This is a genomic window from Nocardioides sp. 503, from assembly GCF_004522095.1.
Taxonomy (GTDB): Bacteria; Actinomycetota; Actinomycetes; order Propionibacteriales; family Nocardioidaceae; genus Nocardioides.
On the sequence record NZ_SPUI01000010.1, the window covers coordinates 22478 to 40298 of the forward strand.

15 protein-coding genes are annotated in these 17821 nt (G+C 72.5%); 10 read left to right on the forward strand and 5 right to left on the reverse strand.

What is annotated here, in order from left to right; genetic code table 11:
• Nucleotides 1–33: 33 nt before the first annotated feature.
• From glf to E4622_RS20835, 5 genes are all read left to right on the forward strand, one after another.
• A complete protein-coding gene (glf, locus tag E4622_RS20815; RefSeq protein ID WP_209022036.1) occupies nt 34–1245 on the forward strand; it encodes a UDP-galactopyranose mutase in 1212 nt (403 codons plus the stop codon).
• Nucleotides 1246–3237, forward strand: a complete 1992-nt coding sequence (locus E4622_RS20820) for a glycosyltransferase (RefSeq protein ID WP_134742147.1) — start codon at nt 1246–1248, stop codon at nt 3235–3237.
• Nucleotides 3230–4114 carry an ABC transporter permease gene (locus E4622_RS20825; protein WP_134742148.1) on the forward strand — a complete coding sequence of 295 codons (885 nt, stop codon included), beginning with the start codon at nt 3230–3232 and terminating at the stop codon, nt 4112–4114. The genes E4622_RS20820 and E4622_RS20825 overlap by 8 nt, the downstream gene beginning before the upstream one ends.
• On the forward strand, nt 4114–4911 hold the full coding sequence (locus E4622_RS20830) for an ABC transporter ATP-binding protein (protein ID WP_134742149.1): 798 nt from the start codon (nt 4114–4116) through the stop codon (nt 4909–4911). Before E4622_RS20825 ends, E4622_RS20830 begins: the two co-directional genes overlap by 1 nt.
• A gap of 487 nt (nt 4912–5398) precedes the next feature.
• On the forward strand, nt 5399–7534 hold the full coding sequence (locus tag E4622_RS20835) for an N-acetylmuramoyl-L-alanine amidase (protein WP_134742150.1): 2136 nt from the start codon (nt 5399–5401) through the stop codon (nt 7532–7534).
• Nucleotides 7535–7547: 13 nt separating this feature from the next.
• Here E4622_RS20835 and E4622_RS20840 read toward each other — a convergent pair whose 3' ends face one another.
• Nucleotides 7548–8270, reverse strand: coding sequence for a TIGR03089 family protein (locus tag E4622_RS20840; RefSeq protein ID WP_134742151.1), 723 nt, complete (start codon nt 8268–8270; stop codon nt 7548–7550).
• A gap of 51 nt (nt 8271–8321) precedes the next feature.
• On the opposite strand from E4622_RS20840, the gene E4622_RS20845 reads away from it, so the two are divergent.
• Nucleotides 8322–9404: a mannose-1-phosphate guanylyltransferase gene (locus tag E4622_RS20845; protein ID WP_134742152.1), complete on the forward strand. Its 1083-nt coding sequence runs from the start codon at nt 8322–8324 to the stop codon at nt 9402–9404.
• 3 nt (nt 9405–9407) lie between these two features.
• Here E4622_RS20845 and E4622_RS20850 read toward each other — a convergent pair whose 3' ends face one another.
• From E4622_RS20850 to cofD, 3 genes are read right to left on the reverse strand one after another with little or no spacing between them, the layout of a single operon-like run.
• Complete coding sequence (locus tag E4622_RS20850; RefSeq protein ID WP_134742153.1) at nt 9408–10163, reverse strand: DUF3105 domain-containing protein; 756 nt, start codon at nt 10161–10163, stop codon at nt 9408–9410.
• Between the two features lie 40 nt (nt 10164–10203).
• Complete coding sequence (locus E4622_RS20855) at nt 10204–11163, reverse strand: coenzyme F420-0:L-glutamate ligase (protein ID WP_134742154.1); 960 nt, start codon at nt 11161–11163, stop codon at nt 10204–10206.
• The gene (gene cofD, locus E4622_RS20860) at nt 11160–12167 is read right to left on the reverse strand and encodes a 2-phospho-L-lactate transferase (protein WP_134742155.1); all 1008 of its coding nucleotides are present in this window, start codon (nt 12165–12167) and stop codon (nt 11160–11162) included. Before cofD ends, E4622_RS20855 begins: the two co-directional genes overlap by 4 nt.
• A 155-nt stretch (nt 12168–12322) precedes the next feature.
• Between cofD and E4622_RS20865 the strand changes: the two genes are divergently transcribed.
• The 3 genes from E4622_RS20865 to E4622_RS20875 all read left to right on the forward strand — a co-directional run bounded on the left by E4622_RS20865 (nt 12323) and on the right by E4622_RS20875 (nt 16934).
• Complete coding sequence (locus tag E4622_RS20865; protein WP_134742156.1) at nt 12323–12577, forward strand: WhiB family transcriptional regulator; 255 nt, start codon at nt 12323–12325, stop codon at nt 12575–12577.
• An 83-nt stretch (nt 12578–12660) separates the two neighbouring features.
• The gene (locus E4622_RS20870) at nt 12661–15534 is read left to right on the forward strand and encodes a glycosyltransferase family 2 protein (RefSeq protein WP_167736180.1); all 2874 of its coding nucleotides are present in this window, start codon (nt 12661–12663) and stop codon (nt 15532–15534) included.
• The gene (locus tag E4622_RS20875) at nt 15531–16934 is read left to right on the forward strand and encodes a DUF5719 family protein (protein WP_134742158.1); all 1404 of its coding nucleotides are present in this window, start codon (nt 15531–15533) and stop codon (nt 16932–16934) included. The genes E4622_RS20870 and E4622_RS20875 overlap by 4 nt, the downstream gene beginning before the upstream one ends.
• A gap of 14 nt (nt 16935–16948) precedes the next feature.
• Here E4622_RS20875 and E4622_RS20880 read toward each other — a convergent pair whose 3' ends face one another.
• Nucleotides 16949–17383, reverse strand: coding sequence for a metallopeptidase family protein (locus E4622_RS20880; protein ID WP_245156135.1), 435 nt, complete (start codon nt 17381–17383; stop codon nt 16949–16951).
• Between the two features lie 50 nt (nt 17384–17433).
• Between E4622_RS20880 and E4622_RS20885 the strand changes: the two genes are divergently transcribed.
• Nucleotides 17434–17793 carry a DUF3499 domain-containing protein gene (locus E4622_RS20885; protein WP_134742159.1) on the forward strand — a complete coding sequence of 120 codons (360 nt, stop codon included), beginning with the start codon at nt 17434–17436 and terminating at the stop codon, nt 17791–17793.
• Nucleotides 17794–17821: the final 28 nt, after the last annotated feature.

The following is a 17821-nucleotide window of genomic DNA, read 5'->3' on the forward strand; positions in this document are numbered from 1 at the left end:
CTCACGCCCACCGGATCCGTAGACTGACCGATCGTGCCCACCCCTGACCCCAGCCCCGACCGGCAGCCCGATCTGGTCGTCGTCGGTTCCGGCTTCTTCGGCCTGACCATCGCGGAGCGCTGCGCCAGCGAGCTGGGCCTCAAGGTCCTCGTGCTCGAGCGCCGCCACCACCTCGGGGGCAACGCCTACTCCGAGATCGACCCCGAGACCGGCATCGAGGTGCACGTCTACGGCACCCACCTGTTCCACACGTCGAACAAGAAGGTGTGGGAGTACGTCAACCGGTTCACCAGCTTCACCGGCTACCAGCACCGCGTGTTCGCGAAGTACCAGGGGCAGGTCTACTCGTTCCCGATGAACCTCGCGCTCATCAACCAGTTCTTCGGCCGGTCGCACACCCCCGACGAGGCCCGCGCCCTGATCGCGGAGCAGGCCAGCGAGATCGCGACGGCCGACGCGACCAACCTCGAGGAGAAGGCGGTCTCGCTGATCGGGCGCCCGCTCTACGAGGCGTTCGTGAAGGGCTACACCGCCAAGCAGTGGCAGACCGACCCCACCGAGCTCTCCGCCGACATCATCACGCGGCTGCCCGTGCGCTACACCTTCGACAACCGCTACTTCAACGACGACTTCGAGGGCCTGCCGACCGACGGCTACACCGCCTGGCTGACTCGCATGGCCGAGCACCCCGACATCGAGGTCCGCCTCGAGACCGACTTCCTGGACCCGGCCAACGGCGTCGCCGAGCAGTTCAAGGGCAAGGTGCCGATCGTCTACACGGGCCCGGTCGACGAGTACTTCGACAACGCCGAGGGCCGCCTCTCGTGGCGCACCGTCGACCTGGAGTCGGAGACGCTCGACGTGGACGACTTCCAGGGCACCGGGGTCGTCAACTACAACGACCAGGAGGTCCCCTGGACCCGGATCCTGGAGTTCAAGCACCTGCACCCCGAGCGCACCTACCTGCCGGGCAAGACCATCGTCGTCCACGAGTACAGCCGCTTCGCCGAGGACGACGACGAGCCGTACTACCCGGTCAACACCGCCGAGGACCGCGCCAAGCTGCTGAAGTACCGCGAGCTGGCCAAGAAGGAGCCGATGGTCCTCTTCGGAGGCCGCCTCGGCACCTACAAGTACCTTGACATGCACATGGCCATCGGGTCGGCGCTGTCGATGTTCGAGAACAAGCTGAAGCCGCACTTCGCCGACGGTGCGCCGTTGACGAGCGGGGGAGTGGACGAGTAGATGACCGCGCGACTGCTGCAACGACAGATCTTCCCGCTCGACCGGGACTTCGACGTGCTCCCGCTGTACGTCGACCCCGAGGAGGCCAAGCTCGACGCCGACCGCTACGAGATCGGCGGCAACCGGGCGGCCAAGGAGCTCAACAACGCCGCCATCCGGCAGCCGACCTCGACCGGGCGGAGCATCCACCCCGACCAGATCGAGTCGCGCACCTCGCTGCGGGTGAAGTCGGGCGAGCGGCTCTCGTTCGGCACCTACTTCAACGCCTTCCCGGCCAGCTACTGGCGGCGGTGGACGGTGGTCTCCGACGTCACGCTGACCGTGCGGCTGCGCGGCGCCGGCGCGAGCGTGATCGTCTACAAGTCCATGGCCAACGGCCGGGCCCAGCGCGTCGACTCCGCCGTGTCCGGCGACGAGGGCAGCGCGACGTTCGCCTTCGAGCTGTCGCTGAAGCCCTTCGTCGACGGCGGCTGGTACTGGTACAACGTCGTGGCCGGTGACGAGGACGTCGTCGTGGAGTCCGCCGAGTGGACCGCCGACGTGCCCGAGGACCGGGCCCAGCACGGCACCGTCGACCTCGCGATCACCACGATGAACCGCCCCGACTTCTGCGCCAAGCTCCTCGCCCAGGTCGGCGAGGACGAGCAGCTGCGGCCCTACCTCGACACCGTGTTCGTGATGGAGCAGGGCACCGACAAGGTGGCCGACTCCCCGGAGTTCGCCAAGGCCGAGGGCGCCCTCGGCGACACCCTGCGGATCATCGAGCAGGGCAACCTCGGCGGGTCCGGCGGCTACGCGCGGGGCCAGCTCGAGTCGCTGCGCAAGGGCACGGCGACGTACGCGATGATGATGGACGACGACGTCGTCTGCGAGCCCGAGGGCATCATCCGCGCGATCACGTTCGGCGACCTGGCCCGCCGCCCCACCCTGGTGGGCGGTCACATGTTCAGCCTCTTCAGCCGCTCGCGGCTGCACTCGTTCGGCGAGATCATCCACCCGTGGCGCTTCTGGTGGAAGTCGCCCGACGACACCTTCAACGACTGGGACTTCGCCGCGCGCAACCTGCGCTCCAGCCGCTGGATGCACAAGCGCATCGACGTCGACTTCAACGGCTGGTTCATGTGCCTGATCCCGCGGCAGGTGATCGACGAGATCGGCCTGTCGCTGCCGCTCTTCATCAAGTGGGACGACTCCGAGTACGGCCTGCGCGCCAAGGCCGCGGGCTACCCCACCGTGACCTTCCCCGGTGCGGCCGTCTGGCACGTCCCGTGGACCGACAAGAACGACGCTCTCGACTGGCAGGCCTACTTCCACCTGCGCAACCGCCTGGTGGCCGCGCTGCTCCACTCGCCGTACCCCCGTGGGGGGCGGATGATCCGCGAGAGCCTCAACCACCAGGTCGCGCACCTGGTGTCGATGCAGTACTCCACGGCCGAGCTGCGACTGCTCGCCATGGAGGACGTCCTCGAGGGTCCGCACGCGCTGCACCGGATGCTCCCGGACCGCCTCGGCGAGGTCAACGCGCTGCGCAAGCAGTTCACCGACGCCCAGCTGCAGCCCGACCCCGACGCCTTCCCGGCCGTGCGCCGCAAGAAGCCGCCGCGTCGCGGTCGCGACGGGCTCGAGATCCCCTCGCGCCTCTCCCAGCTGGTCACCGCCGGCCTCGCGCCCCTGCGCCAGCTCAAGCCGCCGCGCGAGCTCTCCCGCGAGCACCCCGAGGCCGAGATCCGGGCCATGGACGCCCGGTGGTACCGCCTGGCCAGCTACGACTCGGCCATCGTGTCCATGAACGACGGCACGTCGGCGGCGTTCTACCAGCGCGACTCCGCGGTCTTCCGCAGCCTCACCAGGCGCACCGTCGAGCTCCACGACCGCTACCGCCGCGAGTGGCCGCGACTGGCGCAGCTCTACCGCGAGGAGCTCGACTCGATCACCGCCCCGGAGGCGTGGGACGAGACCTTCAAGCCGTGGACCGAGCGTGCCGATGACTGACCTCGAGTCCCAGCACCGGCTCGTCGACGCCCCGCTGGCCAACCCCTCGCCCACGGCCGGGCTGCTGGAGGTCTTCCGGCGGCGCTACCTCCTGCGGCTGCTCGTGCGCCGTGAGGTCAACGCCCGCTACCAGGCCTCCGCGCTCGGGTTCCTGTGGTCCTACATCAACCCGCTCTCGCAGCTGTTCATCTTCTGGTTCATGATGGAGAAGATCATGGGGCGGGGGACCGAGTCCTTCGCGATCCACATCTTCTGCGGCCTCATCGTCGTGCAGTTCTTCATCGAGACCTTCAACGCCGGCACCCGCTCGATCGTGCGCAACAAGGCACTGGTGCGCAAGATGGCCGTGCCACGGGAGATGTTCCCCGTGGCCTCGATGATGGTCTCGCTCTACCACATCGGCCCCCAGCTGATCGTCCTCGTGGTCATCTGCCTGTTCACCGGCTGGACCCCCGACCCGGTCTCCCTGCTCGGCTTCGTGCTGGCGCTGGGGATCATCTGCCTGCTCGGCACCGGACTCGCGCTGATGTTCAGCGTGGCCAACGTCTTCATGCGCGACGTGGGCAGCGTGGTGTCGATCCTCAGCAACTTCGTCCGCTTCGGCGTCCCGATGATCTACCCCTTCAGCATGGTCGAGGAGCGGCTGGGCTCGTTCGCCCACTACTACCTCCTCAACCCCATCGCCGACGCGGTGCTGCTGGTGCAGCAGGCCTTCTGGGTGGGGACGACGCAGGACCCCGACGCCACGCAGGCCAAGCACATCCCCGACCACCTCTTCGCCTACGGCTTCCTCGGCCTGGGGATCGGCTTCGTGGTGCTGATCCTCGGGCAGCTGGTCTTCCGGCGCTTCGAGAACCGCATCCCGGAGCGGCTCTGATGACCTACCCCGACAGCACCTCGATCGTGGTGGACAGCGTGACCAAGGAGTTCACGCTGCGCTACCACCGCACGCTGAAGCAGATGAGCGTCGCGCTGGTGAAGGGTCGTGACCTCAGCGACAGCTTCCTCGCGCTGCAGGACGTCAGCTTCACCGTCGACCAGGGCGAGTCCATCGGCCTGATGGGCCTCAACGGCTCCGGCAAGAGCACCCTGCTCAAGCTCGTGCAGGGCGTCATGCGGCCCGACTCCGGCCGGGTCCTCACCCGTGGCCGGATCGCAGGCCTCATCGCCACGGGCGCCGGCTTCCACCCCCAGCTCACCGGCCGCGACAACATCTACCTCAACGCGGCCGTGCTCGGGATGACCGAGCAGGAGACCCGCCGCAAGTTCGACGAGATCGTGGAGTTCGCCGAGGTCGGCCGCTTCCTGGAGACCCCCGTCGGCAACTACTCCTCGGGCATGTTCGCCCGGCTCGGCTTCGCCGTGGCCATCCACGTCGACTCCGACATCTTCCTGGCCGACGAGGCCCTGGCGGTCGGCGACCGTCCCTTCCGCAAGAAGTGCATCGAGCGCATGCAGGAGGTCCGCGAGAGCGGCCGCACCCTGTTCTACGTCAGCCACTCGGCCGGCTCGGTCCGCAAGATGTGCGACCGCGTCATCGTCCTGGAGAAGGGCAAGGTCGGCTTCGACGGCGAGGTCAACGCCGGCATCCGCTACCTCAAGTACGACGAGGGCCCCGAGGACGAGCCCGACAGCCAGGACGAGGTCGACGACGAGATCGGCAACGACATCTGACCCTCCCCACGGCTGCTCCGGCGCTGCGCGCCGGGTTGCCCGCGCTGCGCGCGGGGGTGGGGGTGCGGCCTTCTCGGACTGAGCCACGGGGCGTCCCGGTGCCCTGGGGTGGGCCCGTGGGGGACGAGCTCGCCGTGTCGCCGGGCAGCAGCAGTGCCGGGTCGTGGTGGTCTTCCCGGCGCCACGCCTCCCCTTCAGCCCCCACGGGCCCACCCCCGGTCCCCGGGCCGCCCCGTGTCGGGGGCAGCTCCTCGGCGGCTTCAGGGGAGGTGGATGTTCCTTCGGGCCCGTCGTGTGCGGCTCACCGCCTGGTGGTGCGCTCGACCGACCCTTGAGGAATTACGATGACTTGACAAATCTTGGAAACGTCGGCGTGTCGACTGGAAATTACACGTTTGTAGTTACTCAGATCCTCTAGTCCGGGGTCTGTTACTCGTGTGACAGTTGCGGCTCGTGTGAATCTTCCCCTCGCACTGGAGCCTTCGAAATGCCCTCTTCCCGAGCCCGTTACGTCACCGTGTGCCAGCAGCTGCTGACGCTCGGTGTCGTCCTCGCCGTCGTCACGCCCGCTGCCAACATCGTCTCCCTCGATGTGGTCCAGCGGGCACCCGTGACCACGGCTCCCACCGCCCTGGCGGCGTACGCCGCGACGACCACGCTGAAGTCCGAGGTGCCCTCGGGCGTCGTGGACCCGATCGTGACCGAGGTGCCGCTGACGGCGCCCGTCGGCGGGGTGCGCGGCCGGACCCTGGCCGGTGCCCCCCAGGCACGGATCGTGGCCGGCAAGGGCGGCGGCGCGCAGCTGACCAGCCTGCCGCAGGCCGTGAGCGGCTACGGCGCCGTCGGCGTCACGTGGGGCAAGGGCCCGGAGCTGTCCAAGAAGCAGATCCAGGTGCACGTCCGCACCGAGACCGACGACGCGTGGACGGAGTGGATGCCGGTCGCCTACGACGCCGAGCACGGGCCCGACCCGCGCAGCGAGGAGGCCAAGCACTCCCGGCCGGGCACGGACGCGCTGCTCGTGGGCGACGTCGACGAGGTGCAGGTCAAGGTCACCACGCCCCAGGGCGCGGCGCCGGCCGACCTCAAGCTCGCGGTGATCGCGCCGGGCGAGCCGACGGCGACCAAGGTCGAGGCGCCCGCGATCGACACCCGGGAGTCCGAGGCGCCCACCAGCGCACGGACCGCGCCGGTGCCCACCACCGACCCTCCCGTCGAGGATCCCGTGGCCGACCCGGCCGCGCCGGGTGCGATCGAGATGCAGGCGGCGACGTTCACGCCGAAGCCGGTGATCTACTCACGCGCCCAGTGGGGTGCCGACGAGCGGATGCGTGACAAGAGCTCGCTGCACTACTTCGAGGTCCACGCCGGCTTCGTGCACCACACGGTCAACGCCAACAACTACACGAAGGCCCAGGTGCCGGGGCTGCTGCGCAGCATCTACGCCTACCACACCCGGTCCCGCGGCTGGTCCGACATCGGCTACAACTACCTCGTCGACCGCTTCGGCCGGATCTGGGAGGGGCGCTACGGCGGCGTGGACCGCCCGGTCGTCGGGGCGCACACGCTCGGCTACAACGACTACTCCTTCGCGATGTCGGCGATCGGCAACTACGACATCGCCAAGCCCTCGGACGCGATGGTGCAGGCCTACGGCGCCCTGTTCGCGTGGAAGCTGTCCCTGCACGGGGTCTCGGCCTCGTCGAGGTCGCAGCAGGTGGGGCGCAAGAGCTTCCAGGCGATCAACGGGCACCGCGACGCCGACTCGACCGCGTGTCCGGGCAAGTACCTCTACGCCAAGATCCCGCAGATCCGCACCCTCGCCGCGGCAGCGCAGCGCGGGTGGGCCGGGCGCGAGCTGGAGTCGAACCTGACCTTCACGCCGCACCCCGACCTCATCATCCGGCGCACCAGCGACCAGCAGGCGTTCGTCCTGCCGCTGCGCGGCACGGGCGGGAAGGCGCCGTACCGGATCGCCAGGCCGATCGCCACGGGGGTCAGCCTGGTCGGGGTCAACAAGGTGCTCAACGCCGGCGACTGGAACCGCGACGGCCACGGCGACATGATCTACCGCCGCACCAACGGCTACCTCTACCTCCGGCTCGGCACGGGCCGGGGCACGTTCTCCGGGCCACGCCTGCTCTCCACCGCATTCAAGAAGGTGCAGCTGCTCGCCGCCGTCGGTGACGCGACCGGGGACGGGTGGCCCGACCTGATGGGCCAGCCCCAGGGCTCCTCGATGCGGATCTATCCCGGGACCGGCGTCAAGCCGCTCTCGGCCGGGTACGTCGCCGCCGGCAAGGTCACCGCCACCCGCCAGATCGCGGTGGGCCGCATGGACGTCGACGGCGCGCCGGACGTGCTGTTCCGGGGCAGCGGCAAGGTGACGCTCAGCCGCGGCAACGGACCGGGTGGGCTCACCAGCACCCGGGCGATGTCGGTGAACCTGACGCCGTACGACTGGATCGTCGGCATCAGCGACGTCGGCCTCACCGGACACTCCGACCTGGTCGTCCGCCAGACCTCGACGAAGGCGCTCTACCTCATCGAGATGACCGCCAGCGGCTTCGGTGCGCCGAAGCTGCTGGGCCAGGGACTGGGAGGCTACGACCTGGCGGGCTGAAGACGTCCTGGTCTCATGCAGGGAAGCGGGCGGTGGCGTGCTCGGCGACGAAGGTCGCCTCGAGCCGCTCCCGGCCGGCATGGGTCACCAGGACCAGCGAGCCGTTCCTCGCGAGCGGCTCGGTGAAGGTGGCGACACCTGGCGGGGAAGCCGGGTTGGCCACCGACAGGAGGCGGCCACCATCGGAGACGTGAGTCCCGGTGGTGGCCGCTCTCCACATCTCCTCCTGCGTCGTCTCGCGTCCCTCGACGCGGGTCGCGACGTCGTCGGACGTCGGCGGGTCCCAGGGGATGAAGGAGTCGGGCTGCGACCAGATCTCGATGCCCACGTCGTGCACGGAGGGCGGGACCGCCTCGGCGAAGCGCACGCCCATCGGCAGCAGCGAGCAGGCCAGCACGGGCAGCTCGTCGGCGCGGGGCGCCCAGGCCGCGAGCTCCTCGGGCCCGCAGACGACCGCGGACGGGTCGTGGGCGTCGGTCACGACGAGGCCCGCGGCCCACGCCGCGCCGAGGAAGACCGGCCCGAGCCAGTGGGTCGGGAGGTCGACGCGCAGGCTGTCGCCGCGTTCCAGGTCCAGCTCCTCGACGAGCAGGGAGGCGGCCTTCGCCACCCAGTTGGCGTACGTCGTCACGGACAGCTCGACGCGCTCACCGGTCGCCTCGTCGTAGAACGTCACCAGCGGGCGGCCGCCGTCGGTCCGGAGCTGCTGGGCGAGCACTGCTGCGAAGGTCGTCACCGGGCCAGTCTCCCCGAGGACCACGGCGCGGGGGTCACTAGGCTCGCGTCCATGACTGCCATCGAGGGACTGTGGGCGGTGATCCCCGCCGGTGGTGCGGGCACCCGCCTCTGGCCGCTGTCGCGCGCCGCGTCGCCCAAGTTCCTGCGCGACCTCACCGGCACCGGCCGTTCGCTGCTCCAGGGCACCTACGACCGGCTGGCCCCGCTGGTCGAGGACCGCTTCCTGGTGGTCACGGGTGGGGCCCACCGCGACGCCGTCGCCGCCCAGCTGCCCGAGGTCGCCGCCGCCTCCGTGCTCGCCGAGCCGTCGGCCCGCGACTCGATGGCGGCGATCGGGCTGGCCGCCGCGCTGCTCGAGCGCACCGACCCCGACAGCGTCATGGGCTCCTTCGCCGCCGACCACGTCATCGCCGACACCGACGGCTTCGCCGCCTGCGTGCGTACGGCGGTCGAGGTGGCGCGCGGGGGCTGGCTGGTGACCCTGGGCATCGAGCCGACGTTCCCCTCGTCGGCGTTCGGCTACGTCCACCTCGGCGCGCCGCTCGAGGGCCACGAGGGCGCCTTCGCGGTGCGGGAGTTCGTGGAGAAGCCGTCGGTGGCCGTGGCCGAGGAGTACCTCGCCACGGGCCGATTCCGCTGGAACGCCGGGATGTTCGTGGTCCGCCCGACCGTGCTGCTCGACCTGCTGGCCGAGTCGGACCCGGCGTTCGCCGCGACGCTGCGCGAGCTCGCCGCCGACAGCTCCCGTCTCGCGGAGCTGTGGCCGACGCTGCCGAAGATCGCGCTGGACCACGCGGTGGCCGAGCCCGCGGCCGCGGCCGGGCGGGTGGCGACCGTGCCGGCGTCGTTCGGCTGGGACGACATCGGCGACTTCGACTCGCTGGCCGCCCTTCTCGAGGACGAGCCCGGGACCGGCGCCCCCACGGTCCTGGGCGACGCGGCCCTGGTGCAGGCGATCGCGTCCACCGGCCTCGTGGTGCCCGGGTCCGGACGGGTCGTCGCGGTGATCGGACTCGAGGACGTGGTCGTGGTCGACACCCCCGACGCGCTGCTGGTGACCACCCGGGCGCGGGCGCAGGAGGTCAAGCAGGTCGTGGCCGCGCTGCGGGACTCGCAGCCCGGCCTGACCTGACTGCTACGGGACGGTCGGCTCGGGGGAGTCGAGGTAGGGGTAGTCGAGCATGAAGGTCTCGAGCGCCTTGCCGGAGAACTCCGTGCAGTACTGCCACACGCCGACCTGCTTGCTCGCGTCGTCCTCGCCCTCGCCGCCCACGGACCAGTGGGTGTAGGCGATGTGCTTGCCCTTGGGGAACTTCGCGCCGTCCTCGTCCTTGGAGGTCCACGGCGCCGCGATGAACTTGTAGCGGTAGTTGTCGGTGCCGGGGAACTTCTTGGAGACGGCCTTGAGCTCGGTGAGCGCGCTGTCGTCGTCGGCGACGGTCTCGTCGTACCAGACGATCGTGTAGCCGTGCTCGAGGTTGTGGACCAGCGACTCCAGCTCGGGGCGGTCCTTGGTGCCGTAGTACTTGCGGTCCATGGGCGCGGGCGCCACGCCCGGCTCGTTCCAGTGGGGCCCGAACGCGGGCGGCGCCTCGGTGTAGTTGACCGGGGTGTCGGTGGGGACGTGGTCGTTGCTCCCCTCGGCCGGCTTGGTGGTCACCTTGTCGCACACGGAGGCGGCGGCGCCGATCTTGTCCAGCTCGAGGTCGTTGAACTTGCGCTCGTCCCAGTTGTTCTTCAGTGGCCGGTAGGCGGCGGCGCCCACGATCAGCAGGGCGATCAGCACGCTGACACCGACGATCATGAAGCCGCGGCGCTTCTCGGCGCCCTTCTGCTTCTTGCGGATGTCGTCGATGACCTTCTGGCGGTCGGACTTGGCAGGCTTGGCCACGGCGGGAAGTACCTCTGTTCGGGTGAGGGTCGCGGAGAGTCTACGGAGTCGCCGGGTGCAGCCGCAGACGGCGGGGTGCGTCGGCCTCCTCGAGCACCCATCCGTGCGCGAACGCCAGCACGGCCACCAGGTCGCGCGCGACGTCGCCGGCGACCTCCAGCCCCCCGTCGTACGCCGCCGGGCGGGCGCCCAGCCCGCGCAGCGCCTCGGCGAGCTCCTCGGCGGGGGCGGGCGCGCCGAAGACGACCCGGTCGGCGGGGTCGCCGGTCACGGCGCGCACGACCGCCTCGCGGGCGCCGAAGCCGAACATGTCGGCGCCCTCGGCCCGCACCAGGGAGACCGCTCCCGGCCCGTCCTGCCCGGGCGGGAGCACCAGGTCGGACCGGCCGCGCACGAGCGCCACCGGCCGGCCGCCGAGCTTGCCCTGCGCGAGCTCGGCGAGCCCGGCCATCTCGTCGACGACCGCCGGGGCCGTGACGGCCAGCTCGTTGCCGTGGGCGTCGACGCGGCCGGCGAAGTCCTCGGCCACGACGATCCCGGCCGCGCCGATGGCCAGGTCGGTCTGCCCCTCGCGCCAGGCGCGACCCGCCGTGTCGGTCACCACGACGCCGACGTTGCGGCCGGTGAGCCGCTGCAGGTCCGCGCGCAGGGCGCGGGCCGAGGCGTCGGGGTCGTGGGGCAGCAGCACGACCGAGCCCCGCTCGACGTTGGAGGCGTCGATCCCGGCCGCCGCCAGGACCAGGCCGTGGTGGGTCCTCACGATCGTCGTGGGGCCGCGCCGGGCGACCACCCGGGCCGTCTCCCCGGCGAGCGCCTGCTCGCGCGTGCCGGGCACCACCCGGTCCTCGGCCTTGCTCACGACCTTGCTGGTGACCACGACGACGTCCCCGTCGGCGAGGTCGGGCAGGGCGCCCGCGACGAGCGCGGCCAGGTCGTCGCCGGCGCGGACCTCCGGCAGCCCGTCGGGCGCCCAGGCCGAGACCGTGCTGCCCGTGCTCATCGTGCCGTCTGGACCAGGTCGACGGCCGCAGCCGCCATCGCAGCGGTGGCGTCGTGGTCGCTCATCATCAGGGGCACCGCGCGGCAGGCGACCCCGGCGTCGGTCAGCCGGGCGACCTGGTCGGCGTCCCGCTCGTCGACGAGCCAGCCGTCGAGGAGGCCGCCGTCGGAGCGGGCGCCGTAGTGCAGTCCCACGCCCGCGGCGCTGACCTCCACCCCGATGGCCGTCAGCATCTGCTCGGCCATGCCGCGCACGTGCGTCCCGCCGACGATGGGGGACAGGCCCACGACCGGCGCCGAGGTGGCGACCAGGGCCTCCCGCACCCGGGGGACGCCCAGGATGGTGCCGACCGAGACGACCGGGTTGGAGGGCGGCAGCACCACCAGGTCGGCGTCGGTGATGGCGTCGACGACCCCGGGACCGGGGGTGGCGTCCTCGAGGCCGACGACGAGGACGGCCTCGGCGGGCACGGCGGCGCGCAGGCGCACCCAGTACTCCTGGAAGTGCACGACGCGGCGACCGCTGGCCGCGTCGGGGTCGGCGATCGCGATGTGGGTCTCGACCCGGTCGTCGGTCATGGGCAGCAGCCGGACACCGGGCTGCCACCGGCGGCACAGCGCCTCGGTGACCGCCGAGAGCGGGTAGCCCGCGTCCAGCATCTGCGTGCGCACCAGGTGGGTCGCGACGTCGCGGTCGCCGAGCCCGAACCACGTCGGCTCCACGCCGTACTCGGCGAGCTCGGTCCGGACGCTCCACGTCTCCTCGCGCCGGCCCCAGCCGCGCTCGAGGTCGATGCCGTCACCGAGCGTGTACATCACCGTGTCGAGGTCGGGGCAGACCTTGAGGCCGTGGACCCAGATGTCGTCGGCGGTGTTGGCGACCACGGTGATCTCCGCGTCGGGAGCGACGCCGGGCAGGGTGCCGGTGGCGATCCCGTGCCGGAGACCTTGGAGGAACCGGGCCCCGCCCATGCCCCCGGACAGGACCGTGATGTGCTGCAGCATGGCCGCTACCTTGCCCCACGGGGGCCGCGCGGAGGCTACCCGGGGACCGGGTGGCGACCCCCCTTAGCAGATCAGGGCTTGACTTCGGGGGTACGACAGGCATGTAATTCCCACAGTGTTGTTCGGGGTGTTGCTGGGTCGAAAGGGTGAGAACCGTGAGAGAACTGTTTCTTCTCGAACCGGACGCCGAGGATGCGGGGTGGCAGGACCGAGCGTTGTGCGCCCAGACGGATCCTGAGGCGTTCTTCCCTGAGAAGGGTGGATCGACGAGAGAGGCCAAGAAGGTCTGTCTCACCTGCGAGGTGCGAGACGAGTGTCTCGAGGCCGCGCTGATGAAGGACGAGCGCTTCGGCATCTGGGGCGGTCTCTCCGAGCGGGAGCGTCGCAAGCTCAAGAAGCGCGCCGTCTGAGCGTCTGAAGGAATACCCCGGCCCGAGCGGCCGGGGTTCCTTCATTTTCGGGGCTTGCGGCCGGGTGGCTAGTGTGGCCGATCGTGTCTGGGACCTCCGTAGCCGCGCTGCTCGTCAGCCATGACGGGGCGCGCTGGCTGCCCGCGGTGATCGCGGGGCTGCGCGCCCAGTCCCGTCCGGTCGACCGCGTCGTCGCGGTCGACACGGCCAGCAAGGACGGCAGCGCCGACCTGCTGGAGCAGGCCTTCGGCGCCGTGGTGCGCGTCCCCGGCTCCACCCACTTCCCGGCCGCGGTCGAGCTCGGCCTGCAGGAGCTGCGCGAGGACCCCGAGCCCGCGGAGTGGGTCTGGATCCTGCACGACGACGCCAACCCCGCCCCCGGTGCGCTGGCCGCGCTGCTGCGCGCGGCGGAGGAGCACCCCGAGGCCGACGTGCTCGGCCCCACCCTGCGCGAGTGGCCCTCGCTGCGGCGCCTGCTCGAGGTCGGCGTCACGATCTCCGGCACCGGTCGCCGGGAGACCGGCCTGGAGCGCGGGGAGTACGACCAGGGTCAGCACCACGCCGTACGGCGCGTGCTCGCGGTCAACAGCGCCGGCATGCTCGTGCGCCGCCGGGTGCTCGAGGAGCTCGGCGGGTTCGACGACCAGCTGCCGATCTTCGGCAACGACATCGACTTCGGCTGGCGCGCCGCGACCGCCGGCCACACCACCCTGGTCGTGCCGGGTGCGGTCGTCTTCCACGCCGAGGCGGCGCACCGCGGCATCCGGCGCACGCCGCTGACCGGGCGCCACACCCACTACCAGGAGCGCCGGGCCGCCCTCTACACGCTGCTGGTCAACAGCCGGGCGCGCGCGCTGCCCTTCCAGGTCGTGCGTCTGGGCCTGGGCACGCTGGTGCGGATGATCGGCTTCCTGCTGGTGCGCGCGGTGGGAGAGGCCCTCGACGAGCTGGCCGCCCTGGTCTCGCTCTACTCCAGCCCGCGCCAGATCCTGGCCGCGCGCCGGGAGCGACAGGGTCGACAGTCGGGCGACCCGGCCGAGGTGCGCGCCCTGCTCGCCCCGCCATGGCTGCCCTACCGCCACGGCCTGGACTTCGTCGGCGACCTCGCGTCGGCCGCCACCCAGCAGGCCGCGGACGTCGCCGAGCGGCGGCGCGCGGCCGCCATCGAGCGCGACCCGTCCTCCCTGGCGGCGCGGCGCCCCGTCGCGGACGACGAGGACGAGGACTTCACCGACTCCGGGGCGGTGGCGCGCTTCCTCACGAACCCGATCGCGGTCCTGCTCACGCTCTTCGTCGTCGCCGCCGTCATCGGTTCCCGCGAGGCGTTCGGGTCGGTGGTCGGCGGCGGCCTCTCACCGGTGCCGGACTCGGCAGGCGCGTGGTGGGGTCTGCACCTGGAGTCGTGGCACCCGCTGGGCCAGGGCACCGCGGTGCCGGCCCCTGCCTACGTGCTGCCGCTGGCCCTCGTCGGCTCCCTGCTCGGCACGACGCTGGCGGTGTCGGCGCTGCTGGTGCTCGCCGTCCCGGCCTGCGTGTGGGGCGCGTGGCGCTTCCTGCGGGTCACCGGCCGCCTGGTCTCCCACCGCGGGGCCCCTCGGTGGGTGCTGCTGTGGGGCGCCACGACGTACGCCCTCGTGCCGGTCGCGAGCGGCGCCTGGGGCGACGGCCGCCTCGGCCCCGTCGTCGCGGCCGTCCTGCTCCCGTGGGTGACGCACGCCGCCCTGGGCTTCGCCGACCCGTCGGCCGACCGCCGGTGGCGCGCCGGCTGGCGGACCGGCCTCCTGCTCGCCCTCACGACCGCGTTCGCGCCCGTCGCCTGGGCCTTCGGCCTCGTCGTGGGGCTGGTGGTGGTCGCCGCGGCGTTCGCGATCGCCCGCGGCGCGATGCGCGACCGCTCCACGTGGGGGCCTCCCGCGGCCGCGATCGGGGTCGTGCCCGTGCTCCTCGCGCCCTGGTGGCTGCCGATGCTGGTCCACGGCCACGCCGCGGGACTCGCGCTCGACATCGGCCGGGTGCCGTCGCCGGGCGTGGACGCCCGGGACCTGCTCACCGGCCGCCTCGGCGACCTCGGCGCGCCGTGGTGGCTGGGCGCGCTGCTGCTCGTGGCCGCGGTGCTCGCGCTCGTGCCGCGCGCGACCCGGATCCCGGTGCTCGTGTGCTGGCTGGTGGCCCTGGTCGCCGGCGGCCTGGCCGCCGTGCTCGGCAACCTCACCGTCACCCTGGACGCGACCACCACCCCTGTCGGCGTCGGGTTCCTGGTCGTCGTGCTGCAGGGGGCCTTCGTCACCGCGGCCACGCTCGGCGGCCAGGGGCTGCTGCTCGGGACCGCGTCGCGCTCGGGGGCCCGCTCCGGTGCCGCCCGCTCGCTGGTCGCGGTCGTCGGTGTGGCCGTCGCTGTCGTGCCCCTCGCCGGGCTGGGCTGGTTCGCGGCCGGCGGGCACGACCGCCTCGCCGACAGCGCCGACACCGACATCCCGGCCTACATGGTGCAGAGCTCCCAGGCCGGCGCCGCCCACGGCATCCTCGTGGTGCGCGGCTCGGTGGAGGACGGCCTCACCTACACGATCCGGCGCGGTGACGGCGTCACCCTGGGCGAGGACGAGGTCCTCGCCCTCGACACCGCCGACCGCGGCTTCACCCGGCTGGTGCAGACGCTCGTGTCCCGGCCCACACCGGCGACCGTGACCGCGCTCGCCGCCGAGGGCATCGAGTACGTCGTCCTGCCCGCGCCCGCCGACGGCGCGGTGTCCGCGGCCCTCGACGCCACCGGGGGACTGGTGCAGGCCAGCGCCGAGGAGCGCACCACCCGCGCCTGGCAGGTCGGCGAGCCGGTCGACGAGCGGGCGCTCGACGGGCCCCGCTCGTGGCTGCGCATCGGCCTGCTCGTCCTTCAGGGCGTCGCGATCGTGGTGGTCGCCGTCCTGTGCGCACCCAGCCTGAGGAGCCGACGCCGATGAGCCGCGCCACCAACCGGTCGAGCCACGCCTCGGAGTCCCGGGGCCGCTCGTCGGGCCGCTCCCGGGGACGGCGCCTGGACGTCACGACCGCGCTCGCGGTCCTGCTCCCGCTGCTCACCGCCGGCACCCTGCTCGCCGTACGACCCGACGAGGCGACGCCCGCGGCGCGGACGCCCGCGGCCACGCCGCTGACCCGCTCGGTCGCGATCTGCCCCGGTGGCGGGTCCGAGGTCGCGCTGACCAGCGGCACCGACGCCGCCGGCACGACGTCGTACGACCTCGGCGGCCGTGAGGGCGAGGCCGACGTCGAGCCGGGGTCGGTGGCCACCGTGAGCGGCGACGGCCCCTTCGTGGCGCGCACCGAGGGCGACCTCGCCGCCGGCCTGGTCGCGGGGCGCTTCGACACGCCCCTGGCCGCGGCCGAGTGCCGGGCGCCGTCGCCCGACCTGTGGTTCACCGGTGTCGGCGCGGGGGCACGCCACCGGTCCGTGCTCGAGCTGGTCAACCCCGACGCGGGGCCGGCCGTCGTGGACGCGACGCTCTACGGCGTCTCGGGCGTCGTCGACGCCCCCGAGCTGCGCGGGGTGGCGGTGCCGGCTCGCGGCGTCGTCCGCCTTCCGCTGGCCGAGATCGTGCCGCGCGTCGACGAGCTGGCCCTGCACGTCACGACCTCCCGGGGCCGCGTCGCCGCCAGCATCCACGACCGGCAGCAGGAGCTCGGCACCGGCGGCGAGGCCGAGGACTGGTTGCCCGCCCAGGCCGAGCCGGCCACCAGCAACCTGCTGCTCGGCACCGTCACGGGCAGCGGCGCGCGCAACCTGGTCCTGCTCAACCCCGGCGAGGACGAGACCCGCGCGACGATCCGGCTGGTCTCGCCCGACGCGGTCTTCAGCCCCGCCGGGCTCGAGGAGGTCGTGCTGGCACCGCAGAGCGTGACCCGCGTGTCCCTGGGCGAGGTCCTCACGGCCGCCGACGTCAAGGGCGTCACCGGCCTGCTCGTCGACGCGCCCGCGCCGATCACGGCCACCCTGCGGTCCTACGTCGGCCGCGACCTCTCCCACGCCGTGGCCGGCACCCCGGTCTCCGCCGCGACCACCGTCCTCGCGCCGCCGGGCGACAAGCGCCTCGAGCTGGCCGGCGCCGACGCGTCCGGCCGCGTCGCGGTCGTGGCTCGCGCGGCCGACGGCGAGGTCCTCGCCGACAAGACCGTCAAGGTCCGCGCCGGACGCGGCTTCACGGTCCGCGTGCCGCGCGCCACCGCCGTCCTCACGGTCACCCCCACCGGCACCGGGATCATCGGCGCCCTCGTCGCCAACGACGGCGCCAAGGTCGCCGTCGTCCGGCTCCGCCAGCTCGTCACCAGCGGCCTCGTCGCCGACGTGCGCCCGGGCCTGCCGTAGGCGATCCGGGGACCTCAGTCGAGGTCGTCGTCGTCGCCGTAGCGGGGGTCGACCTCGGAGGCGTCGATGCCCAGGAGCTCGGCGACCTGCTCCACGACGAGGGTCAGGATCATGGCCTCGAGGTCGGCGCGGGAGTCGCAGCGGTGCTCGATGGGGCGCCGGAAGAGCACCAGTCGGGTGGGGCGGGTGCCGCTGCCGCGGACCAGCGAGGAGAGCGGCACGGTGCCGGTCCAGTCGTCGGGCACGAGGGGGGCGTCCTCGACGGCGTACTCGACCAGGCCCAGCTGCGCCGACCACTTCTCGTCGACGTCGGTGACGATGCGCACGACGAGCGCGTCGAACTGCTCGCGCTTGCTGCCGCGCGGCAGTCGCGCCCCCGGGCGGGGCTGGACCGCCGGTCCCCTCAGGCCGCGGTCGCGCCGATCCCTGGTCCTGCGTCTGGGTTCCACAGCCGCGAGCCTAAACGGGTGCGGTGCGGGCGCCGGGTAGCGTCTGCGTCGTGACCTTGAAGCGTCGTTGTTCGCGCACCCCCTGCGGACGCCCCGCCGTCAACACGCTGACCTACGTCTACGCCGACTCCACCGCCGTCCTCGGCCCGCTCGCGACCTTCGCGGAGCCCCACGCCTACGACCTGTGCGCCGACCACAGCGAGCGCCTCTCGGCGCCCCGCGGCTGGGAGGTCATCCGGCTCGCCGGTGACCCGCGCGACGAGGGTCCCTCCGGCGACGACCTGCTGGCCCTGGCCGACGCCGTGCGCGAGGCCGCTCGCCCCGTCCCCGTCGCGCGGACCGCCCCCGGCGACGAGACCGGTCACGAGACCACCCGCCGCGGGCACCTCCGCGTCCTCAGCACCGACTGAGGGTCCCGACCCGCGCACCACTAGGGTC